The sequence below is a fragment of the Acinetobacter sp. Ac_3412 genome (assembly GCF_013072675.1).
Lineage (GTDB): Bacteria > Pseudomonadota > Gammaproteobacteria > Pseudomonadales > Moraxellaceae > Acinetobacter > Acinetobacter higginsii.
Window position 1 is genome coordinate 569,644 of sequence record NZ_LXUJ01000007.1, and the last position, 15,520, is coordinate 585,163.

13 protein-coding genes and 1 pseudogene are annotated in these 15,520 nt (G+C 39.2%); 5 read left to right on the forward strand and 9 right to left on the reverse strand.

Going from position 1 to position 15,520, the window contains the following annotated elements; translation table 11 throughout:
* Positions 1-311: 311 nt before the first annotated feature.
* From cydB to A7P54_RS06300, 3 genes are all read right to left on the reverse strand, one after another.
* Positions 312-1,316 carry a cytochrome d ubiquinol oxidase subunit II gene (gene cydB, locus A7P54_RS06290; protein ID WP_005313870.1) on the reverse strand — a complete coding sequence of 335 codons (1,005 nt, stop codon included), beginning with the start codon at positions 1,314-1,316 and terminating at the stop codon, positions 312-314.
* Complete coding sequence (locus A7P54_RS06295; RefSeq protein WP_171549016.1) at positions 1,309-2,754, reverse strand: cytochrome ubiquinol oxidase subunit I; 1,446 nt, start codon at positions 2,752-2,754, stop codon at positions 1,309-1,311. The genes cydB and A7P54_RS06295 overlap by 8 nt, the downstream gene beginning before the upstream one ends.
* 144 nt (positions 2,755-2,898) lie before the next feature.
* Complete coding sequence (locus tag A7P54_RS06300; protein WP_171549017.1) at positions 2,899-3,348, reverse strand: DUF2946 domain-containing protein; 450 nt, start codon at positions 3,346-3,348, stop codon at positions 2,899-2,901.
* A 293-nt stretch (positions 3,349-3,641) separates the two neighbouring features.
* On the opposite strand from A7P54_RS06300, the gene A7P54_RS06305 reads away from it, so the two are divergent.
* The 3 genes from A7P54_RS06305 to zigA all read left to right on the forward strand — a co-directional run bounded on the left by A7P54_RS06305 (position 3,642) and on the right by zigA (position 6,266).
* On the forward strand, positions 3,642-4,055 hold the full coding sequence (locus A7P54_RS06305) for a hypothetical protein (protein ID WP_171549018.1): 414 nt from the start codon (positions 3,642-3,644) through the stop codon (positions 4,053-4,055).
* Between the two features lie 122 nt (positions 4,056-4,177).
* Complete coding sequence (locus A7P54_RS06310; RefSeq protein ID WP_171549019.1) at positions 4,178-4,933, forward strand: D-Ala-D-Ala carboxypeptidase family metallohydrolase; 756 nt, start codon at positions 4,178-4,180, stop codon at positions 4,931-4,933.
* A gap of 106 nt (positions 4,934-5,039) precedes the next feature.
* Positions 5,040-6,266, forward strand: coding sequence for a zinc metallochaperone GTPase ZigA (zigA, locus tag A7P54_RS06315; protein WP_171549020.1), 1,227 nt, complete (start codon positions 5,040-5,042; stop codon positions 6,264-6,266).
* Between the two features lie 71 nt (positions 6,267-6,337).
* On the opposite strand, the gene A7P54_RS06320 is transcribed toward zigA, so the two are convergent.
* The 5 genes from A7P54_RS06320 to A7P54_RS06340 form a co-directional block, all read right to left on the reverse strand.
* Complete coding sequence (locus tag A7P54_RS06320) at positions 6,338-7,183, reverse strand: siderophore-interacting protein (protein ID WP_171549021.1); 846 nt, start codon at positions 7,181-7,183, stop codon at positions 6,338-6,340.
* Between the two features lie 139 nt (positions 7,184-7,322).
* A complete protein-coding gene (locus tag A7P54_RS06325; RefSeq protein WP_171549022.1) occupies positions 7,323-8,834 on the reverse strand; it encodes a hypothetical protein in 1,512 nt (503 codons plus the stop codon).
* A gap of 342 nt (positions 8,835-9,176) precedes the next feature.
* Positions 9,177-9,782 (reverse strand): hypothetical protein, encoded by a 606-nt coding sequence (locus A7P54_RS06330; protein WP_171549023.1) that lies wholly within the window; start codon positions 9,780-9,782, stop codon positions 9,177-9,179.
* A gap of 111 nt (positions 9,783-9,893) precedes the next feature.
* Positions 9,894-10,745: a glutathione-dependent disulfide-bond oxidoreductase gene (gene yghU / locus A7P54_RS06335; RefSeq protein WP_171549024.1), complete on the reverse strand. Its 852-nt coding sequence runs from the start codon at positions 10,743-10,745 to the stop codon at positions 9,894-9,896.
* Between the two features lie 115 nt (positions 10,746-10,860).
* A complete protein-coding gene (locus A7P54_RS06340) occupies positions 10,861-11,778 on the reverse strand; it encodes a LysR family transcriptional regulator (protein ID WP_005203676.1) in 918 nt (305 codons plus the stop codon).
* A 110-nt stretch (positions 11,779-11,888) separates the two neighbouring features.
* Between A7P54_RS06340 and A7P54_RS06345 the strand changes: the two genes are divergently transcribed.
* Positions 11,889-12,320 (forward strand): CidA/LrgA family protein, encoded by a 432-nt coding sequence (locus A7P54_RS06345; protein ID WP_171549025.1) that lies wholly within the window; start codon positions 11,889-11,891, stop codon positions 12,318-12,320.
* 10 nt (positions 12,321-12,330) lie between these two features.
* Positions 12,331-13,014: an LrgB family protein gene (locus A7P54_RS06350; RefSeq protein ID WP_171549026.1), complete on the forward strand. Its 684-nt coding sequence runs from the start codon at positions 12,331-12,333 to the stop codon at positions 13,012-13,014.
* An 83-nt stretch (positions 13,015-13,097) separates the two neighbouring features.
* Here A7P54_RS06350 and A7P54_RS06355 read toward each other — a convergent pair.
* Positions 13,098-15,326, reverse strand: a pseudogene (locus tag A7P54_RS06355) (TonB-dependent receptor).
* Positions 15,327-15,520 lie beyond the last annotated feature (194 nt).

The window sequence follows — 15,520 nt, forward strand, 5'->3', positions numbered from 1 at the left end:
TTGAGCATGGTCGCAAGATTTTATTGGAATTGACTTGGCACGATAGCTGCCCAACGTTTATAACCCTATGAAAAAGTAGATAAATCAGAAAAGCCAAGGTGTTCTGCAACCTGCGTGAGGCTTAAATTCCCTGATACCAATAAAAAGACTATACCTCGGTATAGTCTTTTTATTGGAAGGAATAATGTCAGCTTAATAAGCGAGTTTTAACAATACTCTAAAGAACATTGCAATCGCCAGTAAACCTAGAAACCCAGCGAGCCAAAGTACGATAAACCATTGTGTTTTAGAGAGTTTCATTACACTGCCTCCTAGTGATAACCTGTATCACCAACCCGTACTTTATCTCTAAACACCCAGTAGGATAGGATGGTATAGCCGATAATGATAGGAATCAGTATCACAGCACCAATTAAAGCAAACTTCTGACTGGAATATGGTGCAGCAGCTTGCCAAATGGTGACCGAAGGCGGAATGATATTCGGCCAGAGACTGATCACAAAACCCGTAAACGCCAAGAACACTAAGGCCAAAGTAAAGATAAACGGTTTTAACTCTTGGCGTTGTTTACATGCTTTTAAAATCAGGAATGTAAAGAGTAAGACCAAGATGGGTACTGGGCTAAAATACAGTAGATTTGGTAGGGCAAACCAACGGGCTGCAATTTCAGGATGAGTCAGTGGGGTATATAAACTGACCCCAGCAAAGACCACAAATAGTAAGATGATCAATTTAGGCATCAGCGCATACATCTGGTCTTGTAATTCATGGTCGGTTTTCATAATCAGCCAACCACAACCTAATGCCGCGTACATGGCAACCACGCCCAGTCCGGTAAATAAGGCGAAAGGAGTTAACCAGTCCAGACCTGAACCAGAAAAAATACCATTAGTGGTCTGGATACCCTGAATATAAGCGCCTAAAATCACGCCCTGCAAGAAGCTAGATAGAATTGAACCCCAGATAAAAGCTTGATCCCATAAATGCTTGGTACGATTCGCCTTAAAACGGAATTCAAAGGCAACACCACGGAAAATCAGTGCAATCACCATCAAGGTAATCGGCATATATAAAGCTGATAACACTGTTGAATATACCAATGGAAAGGCGGCAAATAAGCCTGCACCACCGAGTACCATCCAAGTTTCATTGCCATCCCAGACCGGTGCGACAGTATTCATCATCACATCACGTTCTTCGCTATTTTTAATGAAGGGGAACAGAATTCCGATCCCGAGGTCGAAGCCGTCGAGAATGACATAGATCAATACACCCAGCCCGATAATGCCGACCCAAATCAAAGATAAATCAATCATGGTGCTTCTCCTCTTTGGTTGGGTCTTGTTGATCAATGCTTTCATCGACCGCACTTAAAGGACGCATAGGTGTTTTGAAGTGTCCATGACCTGCTGGCTCAAGATCCACAGCCTCAACAAATTGTGGACCTTTATGCATCAGTTTCAGCATGTAATAGATCCCAATACCAAACACAACACAGTACACCACCACAAAAATAATCAGGGTCAGACCAACTTGTTCGGCGGAAACAGGTGAAAGTGCATCTTTGGTACGCATCACGCCATAAACCACCCAAGGCTGGCGACCAACTTCAGTGGTAAACCAACCTGCGAGTACCGCGATAAATCCTGATGGCCCCATGACTAAAGCAAAGCGGTGAAACCATTTACTTTCAAACAACTTTCCAGTTTTTCTGAGCCAAGCACCAGCGACGGCAAGCAAAAGCATGAGCATACCTAAGCCCACCATGACACGGAAACTCCAGAATACAATGGTTGAGTTTGGTCGATCTTCTGGGGCAAAGTCTTTTAAACCTTTGACCGTGCCATCCATAGAGTGAGTTAAGATCAGGCTGCCTAGATTTGGAATTGCAATGGCATATTTGGTGCGTTCTTCTTGCATATCTGGTACACCAAATAGGTAGAGTGGCATCCCTTCATCATAATTGGTCTCCCAATGGCCCTCCATCGCTGCAAGTTTGGCAGGTTGATGTTCTAAAGTATTCAAACCATGTGCATCCCCAACAAAAACTTGCAAGGGTGCTAAGACCAAAATGAGCCACATTGCCATCGAAAACGAGGTTTTGACCAAGGCATCACGGCGACCTTTGAGCAAATGCCAAGCCGCTGTTGCCGCAACGAGTAACGCTGCAACCATGAAGGCCGCAATTGCCATATGCACCAGTCGATAAGGGAAAGAGGGATTGAAGACGATTGCCCACCAATCGGTTGGCACAATAATGCCATTCTCGATCGCAAAACCTTGAGGCGTTTGCATCCAACTGTTGGAGGAGAGAATCCAGAACATGGAGATACAGGTACCAATCGCGACCATTAAGGTGGCAAAGAAATGGGCTTTGGGACTGACACGACCCCAACCGAACAACATGATGCCAAGGAAGCCAGCCTCCAAGAAGAAAGCACTCAAGACTTCATAGGTGAGAAGTGGGCCTGTGACACTTCCAGCAATGCGGGAAAACTCACTCCAGTTAGTACCAAACTGGTAACTCATCACCACACCAGAAACAACCCCCATACCAAAGGCAACCGCAAAGATTTTGACCCAATACTTAAACAGGTCTTTATAAATCGGGTCTTTGGTCCGTAGCCAACGCCATTCTAAAACCGCTAAGAAGCTGGCAAGTCCGATAGAGATTGCAGGGAAAATAATATGAAAAGAAACGGTAAAAGCAAATTGTATTCGCGCCAGTTCGAGTGCAGTAAAACCTAAAGTCATGACAGCACCTCATCTTGTTGCTGATGAGATAAACTTGAGGTTGAATAAAGCTCTACCCAATTATGCGTATGATTAAAAAAAGAAAACATGACAATAATCTCTTGAATAAAAGTTTTTCAAAACTAAAAAGTTTTGAGCTTCAAGTCAGAATGAGATTAAGAGAGGAGGTGCTCGACCTTGAGGAGTGAGAAAGAGTTGTTGAAGCTGAAAGAAAACATGGAAATAGTTTTCAATAAAAGCCAGAAATCGAACCTGAATTCGGACTAGAATTTGCTTTAGATCGACATCTGGTAAAGGCAATACATGGCTATACACCACACAGTATTGACACTGATGGTTTGCATCATGGTGGTGATGGTGACTTGCCGACGTTTTAACTTCAGCTGAAAAAGCTTGATGCTCATGTACAGTATTATGCTGAGCAGCAATATGATGATGGCTATGGAGCGGAGAGGTAGAATGATGGTCTTGTAATAAAATTTGGGTAATAGTCTCGCATACTGGAGAAACTTGATATTTCTCTGGCAGCAATGGCTGTAAGAACACAGCGATTTGTAAAAAGATTGCATAGAACCCAAGCAATCTTCCAAGCATCAACACCCGATTGATCTCTTTATGGAAACCATTGGAGAAATACTATAACAAAGAAATCTTTTTTTAAAAGAGGACACTTAATTATTTTTAATGAATAATGATAAGTTTTTTACATGAATAATTATTAAATTTCATCATTATAGCCATATTTTTGTGCATTTTACCGTTAAATTTTGCTTAATAATTTTAAGGATTTTTTTATATTAGGCCTCAAATGTTTAGCTTAAGCGTTTATTTATTAGCAAAGCAAAAATAGCTAATATGTTATCAATTTAAAAATATAGATGATGAGAATGAAAAAAGGCTTAAAGCTAGATCATGATGCGCTTTTTATGCGGTTATTCTTCAAATCTTCGCCTGAAGTTACGGATGAGGAGGTGGAATATTACCGTGAATATCCTGATCAAATTGATGAAATAACAGCTCCAATCAATATCCATAAATTTTTTCTCTGGGCTGGTGCATTTTTAGGCATTGTGATTGTTGCGATTGCAAAATTTCTTAAATATTCAGGTGCATTGAGCTTTTTATCAGAGGGCATCTTTGAATTTGTCATTGATATCATTTATGAAAGTGGGATCGCACTCATTGGTGCTGCGGTAACCGCTTATATGCTTGGTGTCGTGTTGAATAAGCAACAAGATAATGCTGCAAAGTGGCGTGAAGAAATTCGTCGAAGAATAAAAGGAGATCAGGCTCAGCTCTAAGCATCTAAGAGTTATTTGTTTAATGTTTGAGCTTGCACCATCAATTGTTATGTTATAACATAACAATTGATGGTGCTAAAATTGCCATCTGTACTTTGATGACTGGGTGGTGGTGTATCGACATGAGGAATATTTATCTTTTAGGTTTTATTTTTTGTGTTTCAGCATGTCAATACAATACCCAAAACCCTAAACAAACGGTTCATCCTATTATTAAAAGCTCATCTTTTACGAATAAGATCAATAGTATTTCCAATTTTTCACAACAAAATACGGCTCCATCTTCATATTTAAAATGGTCAGGCCAAATTGAACATCAGCTACAGATAAAGGCCTATAAAACTTTTTTAAAAAATAAGGGGCTGGTTTTTTATATTCCTGACTATGAATTTCTACAGACTGCTAAGGATTGGCAAAAGTGCCATGCCAATGAATATGAAGTTCCTCATCAAGAACTTTGGAACAACATTATTCCAACATTGAATATTTTGAATCAGTTGGTTGAGCAGCAAGTGATTCAAAATTTCACAGTGACCTCCGTTTATCGAAATAATTTATTAAATCAGTGTGCTGGTGGAGCTGGAAGTTCAAGACATGTTTTTAATGCAGCTTTAGATTTCCGAATTGGCGATCAGAACCCAGATGCTAAACAGCAAATATTCATCCAAGAAACGAAACTGAAACTTTGCCAATTTTGGTTAGATCACGGTGAAGCGCTGAATATGGGATTGGGTGTCTATGAATCAGGCCAAATTCATATTGATGCTGCTGGTTATCGTACATGGGGTATGGATCATCGTTATAGATCATCACCGTGTATGAAAGATTTTTCTAATTCTGTTCTCTCACATCTCAACACGATGGGTAAAACCGAATGAAAGCAAAACATGCCAATTCTCAATCCTAATCATTAAAGAATATTAGGTCTAAATCTTCCGTGCTTTTGAGTATGGATTCTAAAAAACTTAAACAGTGAGAACGCCAATGAATCATTCTTTAGCCACTCCATCAAAACTTCCTGTAACAGTATTATCAGGTTTTTTGGGTGCAGGAAAAACGACACTACTAAATCATATTTTAAACAATCGAGAAGGTAGGAAAGTTGCTGTAATTGTTAATGATATGTCTGAAATTAATATTGATGCTGCTTTAGTTCGAGAAGGTGGAGCAGAGCTATCACGAACAGATGAGAAATTGGTTGAGATGAGTAATGGCTGTATTTGCTGTACTTTGAGAGAAGATCTATTACTTGAGGTACGCCGTTTAGCCGAAGATCAACGTTTTGACCAATTGGTGATTGAGTCAACAGGTATTTCTGAGCCTTTACCTGTTGCTGAAACTTTTACTTTTGAAGATGAAAATGGTATCTCATTAAATGAATTTGCCCGACTAGATACAATGGTGACCGTGGTTGATGCTTATAATTTTCTAAAAGACTATAGTTCGCTAGACAGTTTACAATCTCGAGGAGAATCATTAGGTGAAGAAGATCAACGGAATGTCGTCGATCTCTTAATTGATCAAATTGAATTTTGTGATGTAATCGTATTGAATAAAGTCGATTTAGTCGACGAACAAGAAAAAGCCAGACTATTTGGAATTCTCCAATCGCTTAACCCAAGAGCAAAAATCGAAACATCAGAATTCGGACGGGTTGATCTTAATTCTGTATTGAATACGCATTTATTTGATTTTCACGAAGCAGCTCAAGCACCAGGATGGCTAAAAGAGCTTAGAGGGGAACATCAACCAGAAACTGAAGAGTATGGTATAAGCAGCTTTGTCTATAGTGCTCGACGACCATTTCATCCGCAACGCTTCTTTGATTTTGTCCAATCTGAATGGCCAGGGGTGATTCGTTCAAAGGGCTTTTTTTGGCTAGCGTCTCACCCAGAGTTTGCAGGTTCTTGGTCTCAAGCCGGCGCTATGGCGAGACACGGGGTTGCAGGTTATTGGTGGGCAGCTGTACCTGATGAACATTGGCCAGAAGATCAACACAGTCGCGAAGCTATTGAAAAGAAATGGGATGATCTAACAGGAGATGCCAGACAAGAAATTGTTTTGATTGGAATGGAAATGAATCAGTCTGAACTGATTCAAAGTTTCAATGCTTGCTTATTAAATGATGAAGAAATGGCACTAGGGGCAAATGCGTGGAAAAGCTTTGACAATCCATTTCTAGAATGGGATGAAATGACTCAAAACAACTAAATTTAGTACTGATAAGTATCGATAAAAAAACAAGAGAGTTTTAAAACTCTCTTGTTAAATCTCTAACGTTTTTATACAGGCATATCTAAATCATCAAATGTTTCTAGTGTTTTTCCTGCTTCCAAATGCTTTTGATAATATTCCAACCGAACTTCATCTAAAATCGTACTTGAAAGACCAACATTCCAATAACCTGTCACTTGTACATCTTTTTTAGGTAGTGACTTTTCCTCTAAAAAGAATTTGCGAATTGCTCTGGCTTCATTCCGTTCGCATGCAGCCCAAACAACTAGATCATTTGTTTCTTTAAATTGGTAGGCAGTTTTTAGCAACAGCCCCATTTTTCCTGCTTGATCTTGGCGTTCTCTTTGCAGTAAATGTATTTGGACATTTTCTTGATTTGGGAGGTATTCGCAAATATTAGCGTCATGACTTTCAACAAAAATATCTGCAGTTATATTGTTTTGCCAATGTTGCAAGATTGAATAAAGGGCAGGAAGGGCGGTGTCATCAGCAAACATCACGATATGCTTTTCTGCCTCAAAATCTGGAACAAAATGTGGTCTTGGTCCAATCAGCTGCGTTTTTGTTCCTACCTTGGCTTGATGTATCCATTGCATTGCAGGGCTCTCATCTTCATGTTCAATCAGATCAATTTCTACTTCGTGGTGATCACGATTAAATGAGCGAATAGTATAAACACGGGTTAAATTTTCAGAAACTTCAATACGGACAGCTAAATTTGGCTTATCCCACATATCTGGTTGATTTGTATTAATTTTACTATGAACTCTTAAAATGCTTGGGAATGGCCTTGAAATTGCAGTGATTGTCATCTCGGTCTGTTCGAGATTTCTCATATGATCGTTTTGTTTGAGTATATTGTTATCGTTTGAAGTCACTTTTTGCTTAATCATTGTCAATTTACCTATCATAATTAAGTGAAATTTCATTAATTATGCATAGTAATGATAATTATTTGCAATAACTTTAGCATAAAATAAGAGCGAGAGAATGCATTAGACATTTTCTCGCTCAGCTTAAAATAACTTTTTGTTAGAACTTTTCTCTTATCCAACCATATGCAGCTGCAAAGGGTAAAGCCGTTCGCGCCAAGTAAGGTACATGCCACAAGCCACCATGATTGGCATTTTCCATAATCAAATCTAAAGGATGATTTAACTGTTTGGTTGGATTGGTCGCACTTTCTGGATTATTTAAATCATGTACCCAAAGTGCTGCCATGATGGCATTGGTCGTCTCTGGACTGAATGTTTCTACTTTAAATAAATCTGCACCAGCAAAGGCAGCTTTGAGAATTGGATTTTTAACCACGGAGTGTGTTGTTGTAGAGGGTGCAATATTGATGACCGTTTTTTGGCCACGTGCACGGCTGCGTATTGCAAACCATTGTTGTAGGCGTTTAGCAAGGGCGTAGTTCGGCCCTTGTTCAATGACCATACAATCGGAGATACCGTACTGTTGACCATTATCAGATTGGATTAACTGCTTTGCATTTGGTTTAAAGAAGTTAGTCAAGGAAATATTGTGAATAGATCGAGTGAGTAACTTTTCTATCATTGGACGCTGTTGAGTTTTTTCTTGTATGGAGTTCACTACAGCTTTTGGAATCGCATAAATATCAGTTGGCGTCAGCATAAACATGATACTGCTGTCCGCTTTTTGTTTGCTCACTTGCTCCATAATGCTAATCATGGCGATTGAAACACGGACATGTTTTTCACCATCTAAATATGCAATACCTGCAAGGTCTAAGGTTTCTGCAAAGGTATTCAGCCAATTCGCAATTTCTGGAGTTTGGGTTAATAGGTTGGCACCGAGCTGTTTCTCTTTATTGGCTAAGCTGATCTGTGGAGCGATCAATGTCGCGTTACCTTGCTCAACTGTTTGAGTAATTTTTTCCCATATTTGAGGATTTGGTAAATCAATCGCAATAATATTGGCACGCCATTTTGCCAACCAACTGAGAGGACCCGCTTCAGAAGCTGCACCGAACAACACCATCGTCCGTGAAGATAGATCAAACCATTCAGGATGGGCTTGGAGTAGGCGTAGTGCTTTTGCATGACTAGGTTCGATAACTTTTTGATTTTCCCAGCGATCTATTTGTTTGAGTAACGATTGACCCTGTAATTTTTCTCCATTGAAAGGAATATACCAAGGTTCAATCGCAGAATTACCTACGCCCTTTAAAACATAGTTATCAAAAGGTTGGTCTTTAATATCAGACATAGCTTGTTCTAACGTCGATTGTTGACCAGCTCTATTAAATGTGAAGAGATTTTTAGCTGCATCTAGACCATTTTGGGCAATAAGTAATGGATAATGTACTGAGCTAATTCCAGTTTTTACAAGTTCTTGAAAGTAAGTTGGATATTTTTTTCTCCAATTTTTTTCTGCTTTAAGTTGTGATGCAAGTGGAGAATCAACGCTACTCAATGCGGCATATAGAATTTTCTTTGCTGTATTTGTCGTACTGGGAGCCTGTTTGCCGGATTGAATTGGAAATTGTATCCCATCATTTTTAGACTGTAATATATTACTCAACTTACTGCTCCCATCTATTGAATCCAGAAATCCCAGGTCAGGACATCTCTATGCTTTTTCCATTCTATCTTTCAGAATAAAGCCAAATCCTGAAATACAAAATAGCGAAAATAGCGCAATTGATTGACTTTTTTGAATAGAGAAAATGTCGCAATAAATTTGTTGATTGGTTGAAAAATCTTTTTTATACAATTTGTTATGATGAAATATGTGCTTTTATATTGATTACATTGATAGGTAAAATATTACTTTATACATACTTAAGTTCCTTTAATGAATAAGCTATTGCAGTCAGATGAGCATTTTAAATCAAGGGCTAATAGTATGCGGAATTATCGGCGCTCATTTCAAAGAGGATGAGGCTGATACAGCCATTGTATTGGTACAATTATTTTTCGCATACTCAACAAATTCCTCTAATCCCATTGTCTCAGCTTTCACTTTACAGCGATATATTACCCCATACATTGGATGTTTTTGCTCATTGGTCATATAGTAATTTTTAACATGAACAAAAGAATAATAATGGAACAGGGTAGAGTTTTCATCGCCGTCATAGACATATTGCGTACCTGTAAAATGGATCTGTAAGGCTTTGGTTTGGGTCATTAATTCATCTAAACTATCCATAACTTCATGAGTACAGATGTCGAATGCTTTTGTTTCTTTTTTATCAAGATTTTTTAAGTAATCACCTGCGCATTGTCTGATATACGCTTCATAAATCATTCCGTTTTCTTTCTTAACCGAAAAATATTGATAGCTTTTATTGGCAAGTGTCTTTATTTGGTTCTTTTCAATAAATTCTTTTCCATTGATTGTAATTAATGATTCTTGTAAATCTTTATCTAACAAAAGCGATAAGTTTTTTGCTAAACAAATTGATGAACTAAGACCCATACACATCAATAAGGGGAGGATTCGAAAAGACAATTGATACAGGTTCATGGGTACACCATACAAGATATTGCTTAATTTTTAGTAAGCTATTTCTTTCATTCAGTTGCATCTAAATTTTTATGCTAGCGAACTAGCATAAAAATTAGGCTTAAATCTTACTTATTGAAGTTTGTCTTGCGTATAGGTATCAAAGTCACTTGCCTCATGGCGTTCATGCAGTTGGGTTTCCAAGTCCCCGAAAGTACGGTTAACCATTCGTCCTCGTTGTACAGCGGGACGCGCCAGAATGGCATCTGCCCAGCGCTGTACATGTTTATATTGATTTACAGCTAGAAATTCATCTGCATTATAGACCCAACCTTTCACCAGACTACCGTACCAAGGAAAAGCTGCAATATCCGCAATGGTATATTCTGTACCAGCCAAATATTCATTTTTCGCTAAATGTTGATCTAAAACATCCAATAAGCGCTTGGTTTCCATAGCAAAGCGATTAATGGCATATTCAATTTTCACAGGTGCATAAGCATAAAAATGTCCTAAACCACCACCAAGGTAGGGTGCACTTCCCATTTGCCAAAATAACCAATTTAGGCATTCAGTACGTGCAGCGATATCAGTTGGAATAAAGGCTTTAAATTTTTCGGCTAGGTAAAGCAAAATTGAACCTGATTCAAAAATACGTAATGGTGGATTTTGGCTATGATCAACTAATGCTGGGATTTTAGAGTTAGGGTTAATTTCAACGAAGCCACTGCTGAATTGTTGACCTTCTCCAATTTTAATCAACCATGCATCATATTCGGCATCTTGATATCCCAAGGCTAATAGTTCCTCAAGCAGGATCGTCACTTTCTGGCCATTTGGCGTTGCCAATGAATACAATTGAAGCGGATGTTTACCAATAGGTAATATATGTTCATAGCGGCTGCCTGACGTCGGCTGATTTAAATCAGATTTTTCTCCAGTCCATTGCCAAACTTGCGGGGGGATATAGTTTGAATCACTCATTGTTATTTGCCATATGATCAACAGATCATTCTAGTCTAGGCGAGCTGACCCAAGATTGGGTAGCTTTTTTGTGGCAAAGCTTTATCCATTTTTCTGAGAATGTTATTCCTCTTTTTCACTGCTCTAACTTGGGCCTAATTTTTTGAAAATGTTGATGAATCACACTGAGCCATGCTTGTACTGCAGGAGAGACAGGAAGGTTTTTTTTCCATGCCATGGCCAAATGCCATTGAATGTTGGGCTTTTCCAGCGGGATTGCTGCGAATAATTGGGGATCAAGCATATCGGTATAATATTGTGGCAGTAGGGCAATACCCATACGTTGTAGTACCATATCAGCCAATAAATTCCATTGACTGGTACGGCAAGCAATCGTTGGATAAAAGCCGTGCTGTTGGCAGGCATCAAGAATGATGCTGTTGAGCGAAAAATTTTCAGGAAACATCAGAAAGGATTGCTGTTGCAGTTCTTCCAAATTTATTTTCTTCCGGTTTGCCCAAGTTGCATCTCGTCGCAATAGCACCATCAGTGGGTAATCACACAGTTCGATACTGTTGAAAATTTGATGGTCAAAGGGCTGTAATAACACACCGACATCGAGTTCATTATTCAACAAGGCTTGCTCGATCCCTCGAGAACCGACTTCAAGAAAAGCAAGTTCGATATCTGGCCATTGCTGATGATAATCAAACAGGGCGGTGGTGAGTAGTTGCGAACCTAGTGGAGGCACACCGAGTTTTAAGGTGCCTGTTTTTAATTGTTGGTAATTTTCGATTTCCAGAAAGATATTTTGTTCTGCTTGCAATAATCCTACTGCATGTTGATAAACACGCTGTCCAATTTCAGTCAGTTCAACCTGTCTTTTTCGACCATATTCAGGTTTTACAAATAATGCGACCTGAAGCTGTTCTTCTAGCTGTTGCAGTATTTTACTGATGGTCGGCTGTGTCAGGGAAAGCTCTTCAGCAGTACGAGTAAAGCTTTTACTGTTTACCAAACTGACAAAGCATTGTAATGATTTTAGTGAAAGCATAACAAACCTAAAATTATTCCATTTAGGCATAATTTTAACATGAATAATTCATATTATATCGATGTACAGTGGATAAGATCATCCTGTTGTTCACCATCTGATGTCGTTAAATGAGTACCGAAGCTGTTTCTAGATCTCTCCCACAAAATTCGCTCTTGGCCTTAGTGAAACAAATTTTGATTCTTACTGGATTCTGGTTGGCAGGTTATGTCTTAAACCAGAAACTCGGTATCCCAATTTCAGCAGGTATATTGGGTATGTTTCTATTGGTTTTCTGCCTGTTTTTTAAAGTCATCAAGATGGATCAAGTGGCAATGGGCGCGACCTTTGTCTTAGGTGAGCTATTACTGTTTTTTGTACCTGTGGTGGTCGCTGTCGTACAATATAAAAGCCTGTTTATGACCGAAGGCTGGCAAATTGTATTGAGTATTGCCATTGGTACTATTTTGGTCATGTTAAGCACTTGTTTAACCATCCATTATTACAACCGCTTAAAAAGCTACCTACAGACACGTAAACGTTTTCAGCATAAGCACATCTAAGGTCATCAATATGAATATTTGGTCAATTGTTTGCTTGATCTGGACGCTGCTTGCATACATCGTGGCAAAGCGTGTCTATCAAAAGCATCCTCAACTCTGGTTATCTCCTGCGATTAGTGTGCCCGTACTCACGATTCTGTTGATGGCGATCTTTGGAATTTCATATCAAACCTATGCACAAGATACGCAGTGGATCGTAAATTTACTTGGGCCAGCAACTGTTGCTTTCGCCGTACCAATTTATCGTTATCGGGACACGATTCGTAAAAACTTGGGGGTCTTGTCGATTGCGATTGTGGTGGGGATGAGTGTGGGTGTGATGTCTGCCTATGAGATGGCAAAGTTATTTCACTTTAGTCCTGAAGTAACCAATAGTCTGATGGCACGCTCTATCTCAACACCTTTTGCCATGATTTTGGCAGAGGATATTCATGGTTCAGCCGCTTTGGTTTCTTTATTTACAGTGATTACAGGCTTGGTTGGGATGATTTGTGGCGATGCCATTTTAGCCTTTACCAAAATCCGTTCTAATGTGGCAAATGGTGCAGCATTTGGTAATGCAGCACATGGTTTTGGTACGGTAAGAGCACAGCAACGTAATAGTGAAGAAGGTGTGATCGCAAGTTTAACTATGGTGATTGCGGGTATTTTGATGGTATTGGTTGGGCCATTTGCGATTCATTTATGGATTTGATGCAGCCAATTAATTAAGTATTAAAGCTGAAGAAATTCAAAAAGGTAAAGATAGCCGCTTTTGAGCGGCTATAACTTTTTAAATTACCACTTATGGCTATAAGACACTTTGAGTGTTATGCCGTTCGCTAATAAGTGACTGGTATTATTACTATTTCTCATCAGTTGACTATAGAGCGGGTAATACTGATTATTAAATATATTTTCTAAGCCAATAGTCATTGTGTCTTTTTTATTTAGTGCGAAGCTGCTGAGTAAGTCTGCAGTTGTATATGACTTCACATCATAACGACCAAAACTATTCACACCATTTAAGCGGTAATCTTCTGCACCGAAATAAGTGGCTTGTAGACGGTTGGTCCACGTATCGGTCGGACTATAAGAAATATAGCCTGTGACTTTTAGCGGTGGGATACGATAGCCTGTCATATCTTGCTCGGTATTACTATTCTGCGGTGTTTCACGACCTTTCATCCAAGTGATACTACCACCAGTTCCCCATACTTTAGCATCGTCAAGATAGTCAAGCGTTGCTTCAACACCCGTCACTTTTTCTTTGGTTCTGGCCAGCACTAAACCATTGTTAAAAGACTGAACCCCGCCTAGATCTGATTTGGAATGGAACACCGCTAAACTAGAACTAAAATTCTTAAAATGACCATTCCAACCAAGTTCATAACTATCCACTTTTACTGGCTCTAAAAATGAAGAAGCTAAGTTAAAGCCTACGTTAGCATTTCGAATGACAATACCAACATCGGGTAATTGGAAACCTTGGTTAAAGGAGGCGTAAATCGAGTGTTCATCGTTTGGTGCAAAGCTGACATTCGCGTTGTACAGCCAAGCATCTGCTTTAACTTTTCCACCTTGCACCGTATATGGATTGGCTTTGCCAAGTTGGGACAATGGAATAAAGCTGTCAATTTTGGCATAGCTGTCTTCATAGCGTGTACCTACTTCCGCTGACCATTGGTCACTGAAACGGTGCTTTAATTGCGCAAATCCACCGATACTTTGAGTGGTGAGTTCTGGTAAATAAATCAGTTTTCCATTTTTGACAAATTCCAGACCACCAGACTGATCATAAATTTTAGGGTCAAAAGTATCTAATGGCATTTCACTTTTTTCACGGCTAAAGTCACCGCCCCAAGCAATTGAGGTGTCACCTAAGAACTCAAGTGGTGTATTGACCGTTAAACGGCTACCCAGCACATTATTTTCTTGGTATACCTGATCCACTTGTCCACCGCGTGTTGCCACTTTACGGGCATCAAATGGAGCAAAACGAGTAAAGAAATCTCGGTAATAGACTTGAGCATCTACTTTGTTGCCAAAAAAATCTTTATTGGAATAGGTCAAATTGTAGATTTGATTTTCGTTCTTATTCTGGTCGTTTAGTTTAAGCCCCTTGATTGCTTTAGCAGGAACGCTTCCCGCAGGGAGTTGGGCTACGCTCGGATCAGATGCATAGTCTGAGTCTTGTTCAGCATTATAATAATTTGCAGCAAACTGAAGATATTGATTGTCATCGATGTGGTAACCAAGCTTGGTACCGATGCTATAGGCATCTGCATCAAATAGATCCCCTTGGCTTGGTTCAGGCGCAACACGTCTTCCACGTGCATCGTATGGACTGCCAATACGTTGATAACCAAAGTCTAGTGCATAATCGAAGTTATTTAGGCTGCCTGAAAAATATTGATGGATGTCACCACTCAAGGCATCGGAGCGAAGATTAGTTAAGCCACTTTGCAGTCCAATCACTGTTTTTGCTGTAGGTTCACCACCTGCAGCTTTTGTGGTAATGGAAATTGTACCTCCAGCTGCACCGCCACCATATATGGCATTACTGCCACGGATGACTTCTATACTGCTAATACTTTCAGGATCAATTGCAGAAAGGCCTCTGGAGGTATCTCGGGTTAAATTCATGGGTACACCATCGACTAAGATCAGTGCATTACGACCACGTAAAGTTTGCCCATAATCGGTAATGGTACGACTTGAATCAGATAAACCTGGGACTATTTTTGCTAGTACGGTGGCAATATTTCCTGAAGAGGAATTTTTCAGAAGTTCAATTTGTTTTTCATCTAATTTGGTGACTTGCTTGGCCGAGGAAGACAGTTCATCTGCACGTGAAGCTGTAATGGTAATGGTTGGTAGTATTTCTGAGGCTTTCTCAGAATTCGCAGTTTCTGTAGGTTAGGCCGCAAAAGATGAGTTGGATAAAAAGATAAATCCACCGATTGATAAAAGTGGAATGAGGTGTTTGACTTCATTTTTTCGGTTGAACAGTTTATCTTTTATCATCTTATTTCCTTTGATCCTACCCTGAAATTACTTTTAAATTGACGGAATTGTAATTGAGAATTATTCTATATTAAAAATATGAAAGCTTATACTAATCTCAAGCAACACTTATCTCTTTCATTGATTTTGTATCGAAAAATTTTATAAAAAATTAAGATATGTTGCATAACATGCTTGTTCAATTTGGGAAAATT